Annotated in this window: 15 protein-coding genes and 1 pseudogene; 9 read left to right on the top strand and 7 right to left on the bottom strand. The window is 72.4% G+C overall.

Annotated elements, in window-relative coordinates; genetic code table 11:
- The 4 genes and pseudogenes from ACWCSV_RS18970 to ACWCSV_RS18955 all read left to right on the top strand — a co-directional run.
- Positions 1 to 170: pseudogene (locus ACWCSV_RS18970) on the top strand (ABC transporter); the annotation flags it as partial.
- Complete coding sequence (locus tag ACWCSV_RS18965) at positions 167 to 952, top strand: ABC transporter permease (protein WP_451143572.1); 786 nt, start codon at positions 167 to 169, stop codon at positions 950 to 952. The pseudogene ACWCSV_RS18970 and the gene ACWCSV_RS18965, both read left to right, overlap by 4 nt.
- Before the next feature lie 350 nt (positions 953 to 1,302).
- On the top strand, positions 1,303 to 2,697 hold the full coding sequence (locus ACWCSV_RS18960; RefSeq protein WP_451143570.1) for an aldehyde dehydrogenase family protein: 1,395 nt from the start codon (positions 1,303 to 1,305) through the stop codon (positions 2,695 to 2,697).
- 90 nt (positions 2,698 to 2,787) lie between these two features.
- Entirely contained in the window at positions 2,788 to 3,867 is a 1,080-nt protein-coding gene (locus ACWCSV_RS18955; RefSeq protein ID WP_451143568.1) for a Zn-dependent alcohol dehydrogenase, read from the top strand.
- Between the two features lie 90 nt (positions 3,868 to 3,957).
- Here ACWCSV_RS18955 and ACWCSV_RS18950 read toward each other — a convergent pair whose 3' ends face one another.
- The 4 genes from ACWCSV_RS18950 to ACWCSV_RS18935 all read right to left on the bottom strand — a co-directional run bounded on the left by ACWCSV_RS18950 (position 3,958) and on the right by ACWCSV_RS18935 (position 8,695).
- On the bottom strand, positions 3,958 to 5,604 hold the full coding sequence (locus tag ACWCSV_RS18950) for an alkaline phosphatase D family protein (protein WP_451143566.1): 1,647 nt from the start codon (positions 5,602 to 5,604) through the stop codon (positions 3,958 to 3,960).
- A gap of 285 nt (positions 5,605 to 5,889) precedes the next feature.
- Positions 5,890 to 6,960 carry a polyphosphate kinase 2 gene (gene ppk2 / locus ACWCSV_RS18945; protein WP_451143564.1) on the bottom strand — a complete coding sequence of 357 codons (1,071 nt, stop codon included), beginning with the start codon at positions 6,958 to 6,960 and terminating at the stop codon, positions 5,890 to 5,892.
- Positions 6,926 to 7,909 carry a DMT family transporter gene (locus tag ACWCSV_RS18940; RefSeq protein ID WP_451143562.1) on the bottom strand — a complete coding sequence of 328 codons (984 nt, stop codon included), beginning with the start codon at positions 7,907 to 7,909 and terminating at the stop codon, positions 6,926 to 6,928. Before ACWCSV_RS18940 ends, ppk2 begins: the two co-directional genes overlap by 35 nt.
- Positions 7,910 to 7,963: 54 nt before the next feature.
- A complete protein-coding gene (locus ACWCSV_RS18935) occupies positions 7,964 to 8,695 on the bottom strand; it encodes a TetR/AcrR family transcriptional regulator (RefSeq protein WP_451143560.1) in 732 nt (243 codons plus the stop codon).
- Positions 8,696 to 9,185: 490 nt separating this feature from the next.
- Between ACWCSV_RS18935 and ACWCSV_RS18930 the strand changes: the two genes are divergently transcribed.
- The 3 genes from ACWCSV_RS18930 to ACWCSV_RS18920 all read left to right on the top strand — a co-directional run bounded on the left by ACWCSV_RS18930 (position 9,186) and on the right by ACWCSV_RS18920 (position 11,561).
- Positions 9,186 to 10,337 carry an acyl-CoA dehydrogenase family protein gene (locus ACWCSV_RS18930; RefSeq protein ID WP_451143558.1) on the top strand — a complete coding sequence of 384 codons (1,152 nt, stop codon included), beginning with the start codon at positions 9,186 to 9,188 and terminating at the stop codon, positions 10,335 to 10,337.
- Between the two features lie 106 nt (positions 10,338 to 10,443).
- A complete protein-coding gene (locus tag ACWCSV_RS18925; protein WP_451143556.1) occupies positions 10,444 to 10,734 on the top strand; it encodes a YiaA/YiaB family inner membrane protein in 291 nt (96 codons plus the stop codon).
- 203 nt (positions 10,735 to 10,937) lie between these two features.
- Positions 10,938 to 11,561, top strand: coding sequence for a TetR/AcrR family transcriptional regulator (locus tag ACWCSV_RS18920; protein WP_451143580.1), 624 nt, complete (start codon positions 10,938 to 10,940; stop codon positions 11,559 to 11,561).
- A gap of 109 nt (positions 11,562 to 11,670) precedes the next feature.
- On the opposite strand, the gene ACWCSV_RS18915 is transcribed toward ACWCSV_RS18920, so the two are convergent.
- A complete protein-coding gene (locus ACWCSV_RS18915) occupies positions 11,671 to 12,132 on the bottom strand; it encodes a MaoC family dehydratase (protein WP_451143554.1) in 462 nt (153 codons plus the stop codon).
- A 118-nt stretch (positions 12,133 to 12,250) separates the two neighbouring features.
- Between ACWCSV_RS18915 and soxR the strand changes: the two genes are divergently transcribed.
- On the top strand, positions 12,251 to 12,730 hold the full coding sequence (soxR, locus tag ACWCSV_RS18910) for a redox-sensitive transcriptional activator SoxR (protein WP_451143552.1): 480 nt from the start codon (positions 12,251 to 12,253) through the stop codon (positions 12,728 to 12,730).
- Between the two features lie 57 nt (positions 12,731 to 12,787).
- Here soxR and ACWCSV_RS18905 read toward each other — a convergent pair whose 3' ends face one another.
- Entirely contained in the window at positions 12,788 to 13,399 is a 612-nt protein-coding gene (locus ACWCSV_RS18905) for a hypothetical protein (RefSeq protein ID WP_451143550.1), read from the bottom strand.
- A 255-nt stretch (positions 13,400 to 13,654) separates the two neighbouring features.
- Between ACWCSV_RS18905 and ACWCSV_RS18900 the strand changes: the two genes are divergently transcribed.
- Positions 13,655 to 16,486, top strand: a complete 2,832-nt coding sequence (locus ACWCSV_RS18900; RefSeq protein WP_451143548.1) for a penicillin acylase family protein — start codon at positions 13,655 to 13,657, stop codon at positions 16,484 to 16,486.
- A gap of 63 nt (positions 16,487 to 16,549) precedes the next feature.
- Here the strand turns inward: ACWCSV_RS18900 and ACWCSV_RS18895 are convergent, their stop codons facing one another.
- Positions 16,550 to 17,833: an exo-beta-N-acetylmuramidase NamZ family protein gene (locus ACWCSV_RS18895; protein WP_451143546.1), complete on the bottom strand. Its 1,284-nt coding sequence runs from the start codon at positions 17,831 to 17,833 to the stop codon at positions 16,550 to 16,552.
- Between the last annotated feature and the right edge of the window lie 139 nt (positions 17,834 to 17,972).

The raw sequence follows: 17,972 nt of genomic DNA, 5'->3' as shown, positions 1-17,972 counted from the left end.
TCGACCGCCTCGACACCGCACACGTCGAAGCCGACGAACTCACCGTCCACACCCCCGACCTCGACGACGTGTTCTTCGCCCTCACCGGCGGCGCCCGCGTCCCCCACCAGTCCGGCCCGTCCGCCGCGTCGGAACAGTCGGTCAACTCCCAGGAGGACGAAGTCCGATGAGCTCCCTCTCCCTCGCCGTGCGCGACTCGTCCACGATGCTGCGCCGCAACCTGCTGCACGCCCGGCGCTACCCCTCGCTCACCCTGAACCTGCTGCTCACGCCGATCATGCTGCTGCTGCTCTTCGTCTACATCTTCGGCGACACCATGAGTGCGGGCATCGGCGGCGGGGACCGCTCCGACTACATCGCCTACATCGTCCCGGGCCTGCTGCTGATGACCATCGGGAGCACCGTGGTCGGCAGCGCGGTCTCCGTCTCCATGGACATGACCGAGGGCATCATCGCCCGCTTCCGCACCATGGCGATCCACCGGGGATCGGTCCTCGTCGGACACGTCGTCGGCAGTGTGCTGCAGTCGGTCGCCAGTGTGGTCCTCGTCGGGGCCGTCGGCGTCGCCATCGGCTTCCGCTCCACCGATGCCACCGTCCTCGAGTGGCTGGCGGCGTTCGGCCTGCTGGTGCTCTTCGCCCTGGCGCTCACCTGGATCGCGGTCGGCATGGGCCTGGTCAGCCCGACCGTCGAGGCGGCGAGCAACAACGCGATGCCGCTGATCCTGCTGCCGCTCCTCTCCAGCGCCTTCGTCCCCGTCGACACCATGCCCGGCTGGTTCCAGCCGATCGCCGAGTACCAGCCCTTCACCCCGGCCATCGAGACCCTGCGCGGACTCCTGCTCGGCACCGAGATCGGCAACAACGGCTGGATCGCCGTCGCCTGGTGTCTGGGCCTCTCGGTCCTCGGCTACCTCTGGTCGACCTCGACCTTCAACGCCGACCCGAAGTAGTCACCGTGACCACGCGGGCCGCAGCCCGCAACCCGTACCGCCCCAGGGCGGCGTTGTCCGGCACCGAGCCGGAGAGCGCCGCCCCTCGGCGTTCGCACCTCTGTCCGGATGCGGCTGTCCGGATGCGGCCGGCGCCACGTGGCGCGCGTTTCCTCCTCTGTCCGGATGCGGCCGGTGCCCACGTGACGCGCGTCTCCGGCCCCCGTCCGCACCGGCTCTGGCGCGCAAAAACTAACAGCGCTAGTTTGGGGTTCGGACGACCAGGCCGCGTGGGAGACGCCGGACGCTCCGGTCCGGCGACGCCAGTGGGCGGCCCGCACGCAGGTACCGCAAGCCCGGGAGGAACAGCCATGAAGGCCCATGACGGGATGTACATCGGCGGCGCCTGGCGGCCCGCCGAGGGGCGCGACACCATCGCGGTCGTGAACCCGGCCGACGAGCAGGTCATCGCCCATGTGCCCGCCGGTACGGCCGCCGACGTGGACGCCGCCGTACGTGCCGCGCGCGCCGCGTTCCCCGGCTGGGCGGCCACCCCGCCCGCCGAGCGGGCCGCACGGCTCGCCGCCCTGCGCGACGTCCTCGCCGCCCGCGCCGGGGAGATCGCCGAGACGGTCACCGCCGAACTCGGCTCCCCGCTCCGGCTCTCGCAGACCGTGCACGCGGGCGTACCGGTGCTGGTCGCCGGTTCGTACGCCGAACTCGCCGCTGCCTACGCCTTCGAGGAGAAGCTCGGCAACTCCACGGTGCTGCACGAGCCGGTCGGGGTCGTCGGGGCCATCACCCCCTGGAACTACCCGCTCCACCAGATCGTCGCCAAGGTCGCCCCCGCGCTGGCCGCCGGCTGCACGGTCGTCCTCAAGCCCGCCGAGGACACCCCGCTGACCGCGCAGCTCTTCGCCGAGGCGACCGAACAGGCCGGGATCCCGGCCGGCGTCTTCAACCTGGTCACCGGGCTCGGCCCCGTCGCAGGCCAGGCCCTCGCCGAGCACCCCGGGGTCGACCTCGTCTCCTTCACCGGCTCCACCGCCGTCGGCCGGTCGATCGGTGCCACCGCGAGCGGCGCCGTCAAGCGTGTCGCGCTGGAACTGGGCGGCAAGTCCGCCAACGTCATCCTGCCTGGCGCCGACCTCGCCAAGGCGGTCAACGTCGGGGTCGCCAACGTGATGTCCAACTCCGGCCAGACGTGCAGCGCGTGGACCCGGATGCTGGTGGACGCGGAGCGGTACGAGGAAGCCGTGGCACTCGCCGCGGCGGCCGTGGCCAAGTACGTGCCCGGGGAGCGGATCGGCCCCGTCGTCAACGCCAAGCAGCAGGCCCGGGTGCGGAGTTACATCGAGAGGGGGGTGGCGGATGGCGCCCGGCTCGTCGCCGGAGGCCCCGACTCCCCTCGCGAGAAGGGCTATTACGTCAGCCCCACCGTGTTCGCCGACGTCACCCCGGACATGGTCATCGCCCAGGAGGAGATCTTCGGCCCGGTCCTCACCATGCTCCGGTACGAGGACGAGGAGGACGCCCTCCGGATCGCCAACGGCACCGTCTACGGCCTGGCCGGTGCGGTCTGGGCGGCCGACGACGAGCGGGCCGTGGCCTTCGCCCGCCGGATGGAGACCGGCCAGGTCGACATCAACGGTGGCCGGTTCAACCCGCTTGCCCCCTTCGGCGGTTACAAGCAGTCCGGCGTCGGCCGCGAGCTCGGCCCGCACGGCCTCGCCGAGTACCTCCAGACGAAGTCCTTCCAGTTCTGACACCCGCCAGGAGTTGCCGGGACAGCCTTGAGTCCGTCCCGCCCGCAGCCGGGCCCCGCCGGGCCCGGCCGATCACACGAGGAGCCGTCCGTGGTTCGCGCCGCCGTACTGCCCGCCGTTCAGGCGCCGTTGGAGATCACCGACATCGAACTGCCGGAGACCGGACCGGGCCAGGTGAGGGTGAGCCTGGCCGCCGCCGGGGTCTGCCACTCCGACCTGTCCCTGAGCAACGGCACCATGCGCCTGCCGGTGCCCTGCGTCCTCGGGCACGAGGGCGCGGGCACCGTCCTGGAGGTCGGCGAGGGTGTCGAGCACGTCGCCCCCGGTGACGGAGTCGTCCTCAACTGGGCGCCCTCCTGCGGTACGTGTCACCCCTGCCGGATCGGAGAGGTCTGGCTCTGCGCCGACGCGCTGAAGGGCGCCGCGAACGTCCACGCCCGTCTCGCCGACGGCACCGAACTCCACCCCGGCCTGAACGTCGCCGCGTTCGCGCAGGAGACCCTCGTCGCCGCGAACTGCGTGCTGCCCGCCCCGGCCGGCATCCCGCTCACCGACGCGGCCCTCCTCGGCTGCGCGGTGCTCACCGGCTACGGCGCGGTCCACCATTCCGCCCGGGTGCGCGCCGGGGAGACCGTGGCCGTGTTCGGGATCGGCGGGGTCGGCCTCGCCGTGCTCCAGTCGGCGCGCATCGCCGGGGCGTCCCGGATCATCGCGGTGGACGTCACGCCGGAGAAGGAGGAACTGGCCCGGCTGGCGGGCGCCACCGACTACGTCGTCGCCTCCGCCACCACCCCGCGTGAGATCCGCAAGCTCACCGACGGGGTGGGCGCGGACGTGGCCGTGGAGTGCGTGGGCCGCGCGCAGACCATCCGTACCGCCTGGGAGTCCACCCGCCGGGGCGGCCGCACCACCGTCGTCGGCATCGGCGCCAAGGACCAGGACGTCACCTTCAACGCCCTGGAGATCTTCCATTGGGGCCGCTCCCTGACCGGCTGCGTCTACGGCAACAGCGACCCGGAACGCGACCTGCCGGTGCTGGCCGGACACATCCGGGCAGGACGCTTCGACGTGTCCTCGATGGTCACCGAACGGATCTCGCTCGACGGCATCCCCGCCGCCTTCGAGAACATGATCGCCGGAAAGGGCGGCCGGGCCCTGGTCACCTTCTGAACCGTCCCGCGCTCCCGGCCGGCAGGTGCCGTCGCCCGCCCGTACCGGCTCCTGGTCCGGTCGGGCGACGGCGGTCCCGGGGCGCTCCGGTCAGCGCACCGGGGCGTCGGCCCGTTCGACCTTCTGGGTGCCGTTGAGGGTGCGGTACGAGCGGACCCAAGCGGCCGTGGCGTCCTGGCGGGTCTTGTCGGAGACCGCGTAGTAGTCCATCTGCGAGCGCTCGGCCGTCACGTCGAGGACCCCGTAGCCGTGCCCGTCCATGTCCACCCACTTCACATGGCGGTTGGCGGCCTTCACCGCCAGGGCGGCGACCGCGGAGACCGTCTGCGGGGGGACCCCCAGGATGTCGTCCAGATTGTCCGAGGTCACCGAGGTCACCACGAACTCGGTGGCGGCCGAGGCCGACAGCGGATACGTCGCCGCCTTGACGGGCACGTCGTTGGCCCAGGCCATGTGGATGTCACCGGTCAGGAAGACCGTGTTGGTCACCGACCTGGTCCGCAGGTGGTCGATCAGCTCCTTGCGGTCGTCGGTGTAGCCGTCCCACTGGTCGACGTTGACGGCGAGGCCGCCACCGGGCAGACCGAGCAGCTCGGCGAGGGGCGCGAGCACGTCGGCGGGGACGGAGCCGAAGGCGACCGGGGAGATCATCACCGACGTCCCGACCAGCTTCCAGGTGGCCGCCGACCCGGCGAGACCGGCCTTCAGCCAGTCCAGCTGGGCCCGGCCGGTGATCGTACGCTCCGGGTCGTCGACCGAGCCGCTGCCGACCGACGCCTGCGCGGAACGGAAGCTGCGCAGGTCGAGCAGGTGCAGTTCGGCGAGGCTGCCGAAGGAGAGGCGGCGGTAGACGGTGCCCTCGGTGGAGGCGCGGACCGGCATCCACTCGAAGTACGCCTGCTTGGCCGCCGCGACCCGGTCGGCCCACGCGCCCTCGGTGGCCGGGGTGTGGTTCTCCGCCCCGCCGGACCACGCGTCGTTGGCGAACTCGTGGTCGTCCCAGATCGCGATCACCGGGTGCGCGGCGTGCAGGGCCCGGAGGTCGGCGTCGGTCTTGTACGTGGCGTGCCGGGTGCGGTAGTCGGCCAGGGTGAGGATCTCGTTCAGCGGGGAGTGCGGGCGGACGACGGTGTCCCCGTGGGCGTAACCGCCGGACGCGTACTCGTAGATGTAGTCACCGAGGTGCAGCACGGCGTCCAGGTCGGCGCGGGCCGCGAGGTGCCGGTACGGGGAGAAGAAGCCGGCCTCCCAGTTGGCGCAGGAGACCACGCCGAAGCGGACGCCGGGCGTCGCCGCACCGGCGGCGGGCGCGGTACGGGTGCGGCCGGCGGGGGAGAGGACCTGCCCGCCGGCGGCCGAGAAGCGGAACCAGTAGGCGGTGGCCGGGCGCAGCCCCCGCACGTCGGCCTTGACGGTGTGGTCGGACGCGGCGCGGGCGAGGGACGTACCGGCGGCGACCGTACGGGAGAACGCCTTGTCCTCGGCGATCTCCCAGCCGACCTCGGTGTCCGCGCCCCGCCCGGAGCCGGGCACGGCGTCCGGGGAGGGCGTGACGCGGGTCCACAGGAGGACGCCGTCGGGGAGCGGATCACCGGAGGCGACACCGTGCAGGAAGACCGGCCCGTCGGCGGCCCGTGCGGCACTCGCGCCGAGGAGGACGGGGGCGGCGACGGCCGTCGCGGCGGCCGCCCTGACGACCGTACGACGGCTGGGTGCGGGAGCGTGTTGTGTGGTCACGGGCGCACACGCTACTGACGGGTACGGTCAACTGGCGGACGAACGGCAGAAGTTCGCCGACCCGTCGGGCTCCGGTCGCCCCGCGTTGTGCCGGTGGTGTGCGGCGCCGGTGCGCGGCCCTTCGTACGGAGGGCGCGTGAGCGCCCCTCAGCCCTGCGGCGGCCTCTCGGCCCGTCGGCGGCCTCTCAGCCTTGCGGCCCCTCGGCCTCTCGGCCCGTCGGCGGCCCCTCGGCCCGTCGGCGTCCTCTCGGCCCGTCGGCGTCCTCTCGGCCCGTCGGCGCCCCCTCAGCCCTTCGGCGGCCTCGGCGCGAGCAGCCGGGCGTCCATCTCGCCCTCCTCGAAGAGCCGGGACGCCGGACCGACGACGAGCGGGTCCGGCGTGCCGACCACCGAGGTGTCCTTGCCGGGGTAGTCGAAGCGGTCCAGCACGTGCCGCATCGCCTCCAGCCGCGCCCGCTTCTTGTCGTTGCTCTTCACCACCGTCCAGGGCGCGTCCGCCGTGTCCGTGTGGAAGAGCATCAGCTCCTTGGCCTCGGTGTACGCGTCCCACTTGTCGAGCGACGCCAGGTCGACCGGACTCAGCTTCCAGCGGCGCACCGGGTCGATCTGCCGGATCATGAACCGGTTGCGCTGCTCGTTGCGGGAGACCGAGAACCAGAACTTCACGATGTGGATGCCGTCGCGGACCAGCATCCGCTCGAACCCCGGGGCCTGGTGCATGAACTCCAGGTACTCGCGGGTGGTGCAGAACCCCATCACCCGCTCCACCCCGGCCCGGTTGTACCAGGAACGGTCGAAGAGGACGATCTCGCCCGCCGTCGGCAGATGGACGGCGTACCGCTGGAAGTACCACTGCGACCGCTCGCGTCCGGTCGGCTTCTCCAGGGCCACCACCCGGGCCCCGCGCGGGTTGAGGTGTTCGGTGAACCGCTTGATGGTGCCGCCCTTGCCGGCCGCGTCCCGCCCCTCGAAGAGGACCACCAGCCGCTCGTCGTGCTCCTTCACCCAGTGCTGGAGTTTGATCAGCTCGATCTGGAGGGCGCGCTTCTGCTTGTCGTACGCCTTGCGGCCGAGCTTCTGCGGATAGGGGTAGTCCTCCCGCCAGGCGTCCCGGGCGCGGCCCTCCGGGGTGACCAGCTCCGGGTCGTCGTCGCCCCGCTCGTGGAGTCCGAACCCCTCCAGGTGCGGTCCGCCGAACCGGGCGGCCCGAGCCGCCTCCGCATCCGGCCCGGAACCCTCCGGCCCGGAACCCTCCGGCCCGGAACCCTCCGGCCGGGCCCCTCTGCCCGGGGAGGCCCGCCGGGGCGATCGGCCGTGCTCGTCAGACCCGTCCGGTTTCCTGCTGCTCGACGCCATCGGGGGTTCCCTCCACCGGCTCGGCCACGACCTTCCGCGTCCGCCCAGTCTGCGGACGGGTCCGGGAGACCGCCACCCCGGCCAGGCAGAGCAGCCCGCCGAGGACGGAGAGCGCGGCGGGCACCTCGTCGAGCACCAGCCACGACATCAGCACCACGAGGGCGGGTACGGCGTAGGTGGTGGAACCCATCCGGCCCGCCGTGGTGCGCGCCAGCGCGTACGCCCAGGTGGTGAAGGCCAGTGCGGTCGGGAAGACGCCCAGATAGATCATGTTGAGGGTGGCGGAGAGCGGGGCGTCGGCGGCCTCGTGGACCAGTACTCCGCTGAACGGAAGGCAGCCCGCCGCGCCGATCAGGCAGCCGAAGGCGGTGACCTGGAGCGGCGAACCGTGCCGCAGCGCGGGCTTCTGCGCGACCACGCCGGCCGCGTACGTGAGGGCGGCGACGAAGCAGAGCAGCACCCCGAGCACCGAGGAACCGCCGTGGCCCGACATGGAGAGACCGACGACGACGGCGCCCGCGAAGGACACCCCCATGCCCACGAGCAGCCGGCGCGGCAGCCCCTCGCCCAGCAGCCGGGCGCCGAGCAGCGCGATCAGGATCGGCCCGATGTTCACCACCATCGCGGCGGTCCCCGCGTCGACCTCCTGCTCGCCCCAGTTCAGCACCACCATGTACAGCCCGAACCAGAGGAGCCCGGAGACGACGATCCCGGGCCAGGCGCCGCGCGCCGGCAGCCCCTCGCGGCGTACGAGCAGCAGGGCGACGAGCACCACCGAACCCGCCAGCAGCCGGCCGAGGGCGAGCGCGCCGGGGGAGTAGGCGTCGCCCGCGCTGCGGATGGAGACGAACGCGGTCGCCCACAGCACGACGGTGAAGCAGGCGGCGGCGACGGCCCGCCGGTCGGGGCCGGAACGGGGAGCGGAGGCGGAGGCGGGCGATGTGCTCATGGACAGGACCGTACGGGGCGCGGGGTCCGGCGCCCACCGGATTGCCGGGAAGCGTCAATCGTCCCGGCGGTGGTCCCGCTCCGGGCGGCCCTCATGCGCCCTGCGCGGGCCGGAGCCTCCACGCGGGCCCTGGAGGGAAGTACGGGCGGGGTCCAGTTGCGCGTACTGGAGCGCCAGCCCGTCGATCAGCGCCCGCAGCCCCGTCTCGAAGGCTCCCTCGTCCACCTGCTGGCGCCGGTCGGCGAGCAGGTGGGCCTGGCCGAGGTGCGGGTAGTCGGCGGGGTCGTACGCCGTCTCGTCGTCCACGAAACCCCGCGCGAAGGAACCCAGCGCGGAGCCGGTGACGAAGTACCGCATCAGCGCTCCGATGTACGTGGCCTGGGCGCGCGGCCAGCCCGCGTCGACCATCGCACCGAACACCGCGTCGGCCACCCGCAGCCCGGCGGGCCGCCGCCCCGGGCCCTGCGCCAGGACCGGCACGATGTGCGGATGGGCGGAGAGCGCGGCGCGGTAGGAGACGGCCCAGTCGTGCAGGGACCGCTGCCAGTCGCGCGGATCGTCCGCGTCGAACATCGACAGATCGACCTGGGCGGACACCGCGTCGGCGACGGCGTCCAGGATCTCGTCCTTGTTCCGGAAGTGGTTGTACAGCGACGGCCCGCTGACCCCCAGTTCGGCGGCGAGCCGCCGGGTGGAGACCGCACCGAGGCCCTCCGCGTCCACCAGCGCGCCCGCCGCCTCGACGATCCGTTCTCTGCTCAGGAGGGGGGTACGAGGTCGGGCCATGCGGCACATAGTAGGGCCTGGCCGCCGGAAACCCGCTGGTGATCGGCCCTGCTCCGTGCCGACCCGGCGGATCACGGCGACGGCGGCCATGAGCGGCGCGGGTGCGGCCCACCGCCGGCCGGTCGCCCCGCGGGCCGACGGCAGCGCCGCCGGCCCGGCCGCCGCCCCGCCGCCGGCCGCGTGACGACGCGCGACAGGACGATCGCCGGGCGGGCGTCGTCCTCCCGACCGGCCCCTTTCGGGTCGTCGGGGGCGGCTGAGGGCCCGTGCCCGCCCCTGGCGCGCGAGGCGCGCGTGCCGGACAGGTCCGAGTCCTCCCGCCGGGGTTGGCCGAAAAAGAGCTGCGGGGACCGCTGGGCCCGGAGGGCTTGCGCCGTGCGGCCGTGCGGCACATAGTGGGCCTCGACAAGAAACTAGCAGTGCTAATTAAAGTGCCGGCGAGGTCGGCGGCCCGCTGGGAGCGGAGCCCGACGCGGAGGAGTGGAGTCCGATGAACCTGGAGCTCAGCGAGGAGCAGGAAGCGGTCCGCCGGCTGGCCAGGGACTTCGTGGCCAAGGAGGTGACCCCGCACGTCGCCGCCTGGGACCGTGCCGAGAGTGTCGACAAGTCGATCGTGAAGAAGCTGGGCGCCCTGGGGTTCCTCGGCCTCACCGTGCCCGAGGAGTACGGCGGCTCGGGCGGCGACCACCTCGCGTACTGCCTGGTCACCGAGGAGCTGGGGCGCGGCGACTCCTCGGTGCGCGGCATCGTCTCGGTCTCCCTCGGGCTGGTCGCCAAGACCGTCGCCGCCTGGGGCGACGAGGAGCAGAAACGCCGCTGGCTCCCCGGGCTCACCGCCGGAGAGCTGATCGGCTGCTTCGGCCTCACCGAGCCCGGCACCGGTTCGGACGCGGGGAACCTCACGACGAGGGCCGTGCGCGACGGCGACGACTACGTCATCGACGGCACCAAGATGTTCATCACCAACGGCACCTGGGCCGACGTGGTGCTGCTCTTCGCCCGTACCGGCGACACCCCCGGCCACAAGGGCGTCTCCGCCTTCCTGGTGCCGACCGACACCCCCGGCCTCACCCGCAACACCGTCCACGGCAAGCTCGGGCTGCGTGGCCAGGCCACCGCCGAACTGGTTTTGGAGGGCGTCCGGGTCCCCGCGTCCGCGCTGATGGGCCCCGAGGGCAAGGGGTTCTCGATCGCGATGTCCGCCCTGGCCAAGGGGCGCATGTCGGTGGCCGCCGGCTGCGTGGGGATCGCCCAGGCCGCCCTGGACGCGGCCGTCGGCTACGCGGGCGAGCGGCAGCAGTTCGGCAAGCCCATCGCGGGCTACCAGCTCGTCCAGGAACTCCTCAGCGACATCGCCGTGGACGTGGACGCCGCCCGCCTCCTCACCTGGCGGGTCGCCGACCTGATCGACCGGGGCGAGCCCTTCGCCACCGCCGCCTCGCAGGCCAAGCTCTTCGCCTCCGAAGCGGCGGTCCGCTCCGCCAACAACGCCCTCCAGGTGTTCGGCGGTTACGGCTACATCGACGAGTACCCGGTGGGCAAGCTGGTCCGCGACGCCCGGGTGATGACGCTCTACGAGGGCACCAGCCAGATCCAGAAGCTGATCATCGGCCGCGCGCTGACCGGGGTCTCCGCCTTCTGACCGGGTGCGGGGTCCCCGCCTTCCGGCCGTCCCGCACCGCGCCTGAGTACGGCCGTGAGTACGGGCGCGGATGCGGCGCCCCCGCCCGGCGGCGGAAGCTCGGGGCATGAGCGACACGACACCGGTCAAGCAGCAGAGCACCGCCGCCTTCTACGGCCAGGCCGTCGCCTCCTTCGGGGTGGCGATGAGCGCGGTGACCCTCGGGATCTTCTTCCTCGACGCGGACGGGTGGGTGCGGGGGTTCCTCGCCATCGGCGTCCTCTACCTCGTCACCTCGTGCTTCACCCTCGCCAAGGTCATCCGCGACCGCCAGGAGGAGGGCCGGATCGTCAGCCGCGTCGACCAGGCGCGACTGGAGAAGATCCTCGCCGAGCACGACCCCTTCCAGAAGCTCTGACGCTCCTGGGCGCGCGGGCAGGAGCCCGCGGGTCCTCCGCCCCGTACCGTGACCACCCGGTGCGGGGCGGAGTGTTTTCGGCGAGGATCTTGTCCCGCCTCCCCCTTTCGCGCGGGCGGCGCTATCCTGCGGGCACGGTCCTAAGCGCTTGCTCAGGGTCGGGGTATGGTGTTCGTCCGGCGGACTGAGAGGGGCGCGTGACCATGGGTACGGCGGAGGAGACCGACGGCCAGGAGACGCCGTGGGGCGAAGTGACCCCCGAGGCCGCCCGGCGGCTCCTCGTGGCGGCGGTCGAGGCCTTCGCCGAGCGCGGCTACCACGCGACGACCACCCGTGACATCGCCGGCCGGGCCGGCATGAGTCCGGCGGCTCTCTACATCCACTACAAGACGAAGGAAGAGCTGCTCCACCGGATCAGCCGCATCGGCCACGACCGCGCGCTCTCCCTGCTGGAGGCAGCGGCGGACGGCGACGGCGCCGCCCCGGACCGGCTCGCCGTGGCCGTACGGGCCTTCGTCCACTGGCACGCGGAGCGCTTCGCGACGGCCCGGGTGGTGCAGTACGAACTCGACGCGCTGAGCGACGGGCACCGCGCCGAAATCATCGAACTGCGGCGGCGCACCGACGCGGTGATGCGGCGGATCATCAAGGATGGTGTGGAGACCGGGGAGTTCGACGTCCCCGACGTGCCCGGCACCGCGCTCGCCGTCCTCTCCCTCTGCATCGACGTCTCGCGCTGGTTCAACGCGCAGGGCAGCCGTACGCCCGAGGAGGTCGGCGCGCTCTACGAGGACCTGGTGCTGCGCATGGTCGGCGCCCCGAAGTAGAGCCCAGCGACGGGCCGTGGGCCGGACATGGCGACGGGCCCGCCGAACCCCGCGTCCTCGGGGTGCGGCGGGCCCATTGCCGTACTCGCCGTACCGGCAGCCCGCTGTATCAGAAGTAGTAGCGCGAGAGCGACTCCGCGACGCAGGCCGGCTTCTCGCCGCCCTCGCGCTCCACGGTGACGACCGCGGTGATCTGCACCCCGCCGCCTGCCTCCTCGACGCTCTTCAGCACGGCCGTGGCGCGCAGCCGCGAGCCGACCGGGACTGTGGAGGGGAAACGGACCTTGTCGGTGCCGTAGTTGATGCCCATCTTCGCGCCCTCGACCGCCATGACCTGCGGCACGAGCACCGGCAGCAGGGAGAGCGTCAGATACCCGTGGGCGATCGTCGTGCCGAACGGGCCCGCCGCGGCGCGTTCCGGATCGACGTGGATCCACTGGTGGTCACCGGTCGCCTCGGCGAACTGGTCGATCCGCTTCTGGTCGATCTCCAGCCAGTCGCTGTGCCCCAGCTGCTCGCCCACACCGTCGCGCAGCTCCTGTGCGGAGGTGAAGATCTTCGGCTCTGCCATGGTCCTGGTCCTGCCTTCCGGCTCACTGCCTCGATGTCTAAGCGCTTGCTCAGCATGGAGTGGCCGCAGGCTCCTGTCAACGAAGTGGCGGCGCTCCCGCTCCCGTAGATTTCGGGGCGTGCCCCAGATTCCCCAGTCGCTTCACGAGCTCACCGTCGGCCAGCTCGCCGCGCGCAGCGGCGCGGCCGTATCCGCCCTGCACTTCTACGAGGCCAAGGGGCTGATCACCAGCCGCCGCACCAGCGGCAACCAGCGCCGCTACGGCAGGGACGCACTCCGGCGGGTCGCCTTCGTGCGCGCCGCCCAGCGGGTCGGCATCCCGCTGGCCACCATCCGCGAGGCGCTCGCCGAACTCCCGGAGGAGCGCACGCCCACCAGGGAGGACTGGGCCCGGCTGTCGGGTGCGTGGCGCACCGAGCTGGACGAACGCATCAAGCAGCTCAGCCGGCTGCGCGACCATCTGACGGACTGCATCGGCTGCGGCTGCCTCTCGCTGGAGAACTGTGTCCTCTCCAACCCGGACGACATCTCCGGCGAGCGAATGGCCGGTTCCCGGCTGATGCCGGAGCGTCCGACCGCGCCGGAGACGTGCGACTGACAGCCCGGGGCCGGAGGGCTGGCCCCGGCCCGTCCCGGTCTTTCCGCGCCCGCGCCCTCAGGCCGCCGAGGTCAGTTGCTGGTGTCCTATCCGGTGGGCCCGCGCCAGGGTCCCCGGCGTCAGCGCCGACGGCGGTACGAGGATGCCGCAGCCGGTGCACACCGGCCCGGACCGGGGTTCGCGCCGCAGGTCCTGGCGCCAGACGATCCGGGTCTCCGCACAGACCGGGCAGGCCGTGCCGGGCTCCGCGCCGAGCGCCGTGATCAGCCGCAGCAGCACCTCCGGGAGCGGGGCGCTCGGATGCGTACCGGGGTCGGCGCAGCGGGCCACGCCGTTGCCGCCCCAGATCCTCCGGTGCCAGGCGTCGAAGCCGCCGGGCCTGCGCAGCCCCTCGCGCTTCTCGCGGCGCCGCCGCTCGGCGAACCCCGCTTCGTACGACAGCCAGAGGGCCCGGGCGGCCTCCAGTTCGGCCAGCGCGCCCGTCAGCCGTGCGGGGTCGGGTGCCCGGTCCTCCGGGGCGAACCCGTGCCGGGCGCACAGATGGTCCCAGGTCGCGCGGTGCCCGTAGGGGGCGAAGCGCTCCAGGCATTTGCGCAGCGAATACCGCCTCAGGGCCAGATCGGCCCGGGGGTCTCGGACCTGTCTCGCGAGGCTCCGGAAACCGGCCATGCCACTGCCACCTCCGTCGTTCGGTGTTCCTGTCGTGGAGTGGACGTACGCCTGCCCGTTCTGGTGCCCCCGAAAGATGATTTCCGGCCACGGATCGGACGGCGGTGCGCGGGGCGGTGTTCAGGGAGGCACGTGGCCGCCGGTCCGGGCGCCGGAGGGGGCGTGTGACGATTCGGCAAAGGTGACTGATGCTCACCTTACGGTCCCGACTTACCGTCGGTAATCTCCGGCGCATCGGCCTCCTGAGGAGTACGCATGCCCCCACGTACACGTACCGGCAAGCTCGCCGCGACCTTCGCGGCCGTCCTCGCACTCGGAACCTCCCTGCTGGCGGGATCAGTCCCGGCCGGCGCCGCCCAGGCCGCGGTCACCGCGGCCACCGACCACTGCGCCGGGCAGTGCGCGGACATCCTGCCGCCCGGCGCGAACGGCAACGCCACGCTCGCCGACATCCTCGGCAACAAGCTCTTCGGCACCCACCCCGCCCACAGCGACGACCAGCTCGACCGCTACACCTCGCTGATCTCCGGCCAGAGCACCCTCACCGACGCCAAGCTGACCGACTTCTTCAACGACGCCTCCTTCGGCGTCCCGTCCGGTCAGGTCGAGTCCGTCACCTCGCCCCGCAGCGACGTCACCATCACCCGGGACAAGAAGACCGGCGTCCCGCACATCGTCGGCACCACCCGCTACGGCACCGAGTTCGGCGCCGGATACGCGGCCGGCCAGGACCGGCTCTGGCTGATGGACCTCTTCCGCCACATAGGACGCGGCGAACTCACCTCCTTCGCCGGCGGGGCACTCGCCAACCAGGGCCTGGAGCAGCAGTTCTGGCCGCAGGCCCCGTACACCGAGGCCGACCTCCAAGCGCAGGTCGATCGGATCAGGACCACCGAGGGCACCCGCGGCGAGCTGGCCATGTCGGACGCGCAGGCCTATATCGACGGCATCAACGCCTACAAGGACAAGGCGAAGTCGAGCCGCAACTTCCCTGGTGAGTACGTCCTCACCGGCAAGATCGACTCGATCACCAACGTCGGCGAGATCGTGCCCTTCAAGCTCACCGACCTGATCGCCATCGCCACCGTCGTCGGCGGCCAGTTCGGCGGGGGAGGCGGCGGCGAGGTGCAGGCCGCGCTCTCGCTGCTCGCCGCCCAGGAGAAGTACGGCGTCGCCGAGGGCACCCGGGTCTGGGAGTCGTTCCGGCAGCGCGAGGACCCGGAGGCCGTCCTCACCGTGCACGACGGCACCTCCTTCCCGTACGCCCAGAAGCCCGCCACCGCGCGCGGCACCGCCCTCCCCGACAAGGGCTCCGTCACCGCCGAACCCCTGATCTACGACCGCACCGGCTCCGCGGGCACCAACCTCAAGGCCCCGGTCGCCGCGCCCGCCGCGCTCAAGCCGCTCCAGGGCGTCTTCGACAACGGGGTCATCCCCGAGGGGACCCTGCCCGGCTCCGGCACCGACGCCCAGAAGCGCGGCATGTCCAACGCCCTGGTGGTCTCCGGCTCCCGCACCGCCAGCGGCAACCCAGTCGCCGTCTTCGGACCCCAGACCGGCTACTTCGCCCCGCAGCTGATGATGCTCCAGGAGATCCAGGGCCCCGGCATCAGCGCCCGGGGCGTCTCCTTCGCGGGCGTCGGCATGTACATCCAGATGGGACGCGGCGAGGACTACGCCTGGAGCGCCACCTCCGCCGCCCAGGACATCACCGACACCTACGCCGTCCCGCTCTGCGAGGCGAGCGGCGCCACCCCGACGAAGAACTCCGCCTCCTACCTCTACCGGGGCACCTGCACGCCCATGGAGAAGATGGAGCGCGTCAACTCCTGGAAGCCCAGCACCGCCGACTCCACCGCGGCGGGCTCCTACCGGATGCAGGTCTGGCGCACCAACTACGGCATCGTCACCCACCGCGCCACGGTGGGCGGCAAGCCCGTCGCGTACACCTCGCTGCGCACCACCTACCGCCACGAGGCCGACTCCATCATCGGCTTCCAGATGCTCAACGACCCGGCCTACGTGACCGACGCCGCCTCCTTCCAGCAGGCGGCGAGCAACATCGACTACGCCTTCAACTGGTTCTACGCGGACTCCCGCACCGCCGCCTACTACAACAGCGGCATGAACCCCGAGCGGGCCGCGGGCGTGGACCCGGCGCTGCCGATCGCGGCGGACCGGGCGTACGAGTGGCAGGGCTTCGACCCGGCGGCCAACACCGCCACCTACACGTCCTTCGCCGCGCACCCGCACTCCAGCGGCCAGGACTACTACATCTCCTGGAACAACCGGCAGGCCAAGGGGTACGCCTCCGCCGGCTTCGGGTTCGGCGCCGTGCACCGGGCCGACCTGCTGGACGACCGGGTCTCCGCGCTGGTCGCCCAGGGCGGCGTCACCCGCGCCTCCCTCACCAGGGCGATGGAGCAGGCCGCCGTCACCGACCTGCGGGGCGAGCAGCTGCTGCCCGAACTGCTGAAGATCATCCGTTCCCAGCCCGTCACCGACACCGCACTCGACGCCGTGGTCAGGCAACTGGAGACCTGGCAGGCGGCCGGCGCCCAGCGCAAGGAAACGGCCGCGGGCTCGGGGACGTACGCCAACGCCGACGCGGTACGCGTCATGGACGCCTGGTGGCCCGCGCTGATGGACGCGGAGTTCAGGCCCGGTCTCGGCGACGCGCTCTACGACGCCCTGGCCGTGAACCTGGCGGTGGACGAGTCCCCCGCCGCCAGCCACGGACCCAGCGGCGCGCACAGCGGCTCCGCCTTCCAGTACGGCTGGTGGGCGTTCGCCGACAAGGACCTGCGCCAGGTCCTCGGCGAGAACGTCCAGGGACCGCTGGCCCACACCTACTGCGGCAACGGCACCCTCGCCACCTGCCGCGACGCCCTGCTCACCACCCTGAAGCAGGCCGCCGCCAAGCCCGCCACCACGGTCTACCCGGGTGACGACAACTGCGCGGCGGGCAACCAGTGGTGCAGTGACGCGATCATCCACCGCGCGCTGGGCGGGATCACCCAGAAGTCGATCCCGTGGCAGAACCGGCCGACCTACCAGCAGGTCGTGGAGTTCCCCTCGCACCGGTAGGGGAAGGGAAGAGGCCGACCGGTCCCGGTGCGGGGGGTGAGCCGCACCGGGACCGGGTACGGCTCACCCCCCGTACAGCAGGTACTTCTTCCGCTTGGCCCGGAAGGCCGCGAGATCCGAACGCCAGGCGGCCACCACCTCGTCGGTGTCCGCGCCCGCGTCGATCATGGTGCGGACCCGGGTGCTGCCGGTCAGCTTGTCGATCCAGTTGTCGGCCCGCCAGGCGAAACCGCTCCAGGTCGCCTTGGCGGTCACCAGCAGCGCGATGCCGGTGCGCACCGGGTCGAAGACCTCCCGGTCGTGCACGTGGAGCTGGACCCCGCCGACCGTGACGCCGGAGAACTTGGAGAAGGTCGGCGCGAAGTACGCCTCGCGGAAGCGGACCCCGGGCAGCTCCAGCGCATTGGCGGCGTCGGCCCAGCGGTGGTCGATCCCCTCGGCGCCGAGGAGCTCGAAGGGGCGGGTGGTGCCGCGCCCCTCGGAGAGGTTCGTCCCCTCGAAGAGGCAGGTGCCGGAGTAGACGAGCGCGGTGTCCGCCGTCGGCATGTTGGGGCTCGGCGGCACCCACGGCAGGCCCGTCGCGTCGAAGAAGTCGGAGCGCCGCCACCCCGACATCGTCACCGTGTCCAGATCCGCCGGACGCGCGGAGAAGAACTCGGTGTTGAAGAAGAGCGCCAGCTCGGCGACGGTCATCCCGTGCGCCTGGGCGATCTCCCGCCGCCCGACGAAGGTCCCGAACGCCGGATCCAGCACGGGTCCGAGCGCCGCCCGTCCGGTGACCGGGTTCGGCCGGTCCAGGACGACGAACCGCTTGCCCGCGAGCGCCGCCGCCTCCATGCAGTCGTACAGCGTCCAGATGTACGTGTAGAAGCGGGCGCCCGCGTCCTGGATGTCGAAGACGACCGTGTCGACGCCGGAGGCCGTGAACACGTCGGCGAGCGGCCGGCCGTTCTTCAGGTACGTGTCGTAGACCGGCAGTCCGGTCGCCGGATCGTCGTACCGCCCCTCGGAGCCGCCCGCCTGGGCGGTGCCCCGGAAGCCGTGCTCGGGGCCGAAGACGGCGGTGAGGTTCACCCGGTCGTCGGCGTGCATGACGTCCACGATGTGGCGCACGTCGGAGGTGACGCCGGTGGGGTTGGTGACGATGCCCACGCGTTCGCCGGCCAGCAGCCGGTAGCCGTCGGCGGCCAGCCGGTCGAAGCCGGTACGGACCGGCCCGCGCCCGCCATGCCCGGAGCCGGCCCCGTGGCCGCCCGCGGCAGCCGCCGTACCCCCGCCCGCGGTGGTCACCGCCAGGGCTCCCAGGCCACCGCCCGCTGCCAGTACACCCCGTCTGGTCAGGCTCATCCAGCCACCTCCATGATCGCGCGGACTGTCATGGGCATGCACGCTAGCGCGCGCGGGGCCCGTACGGAACGATCTCGGGCGGGCGGATTCACAAGCCCGGCCCGCATCGGCTGGGCAGAACACCAGACCTTCCCGCGAC

It is taken from the genome of Streptomyces sp. NPDC001770 (assembly GCF_053596135.1).
Note: the sequence above shows the minus strand (reverse complement) of the source record. Positions and strands in the feature narration are given on the sequence as shown.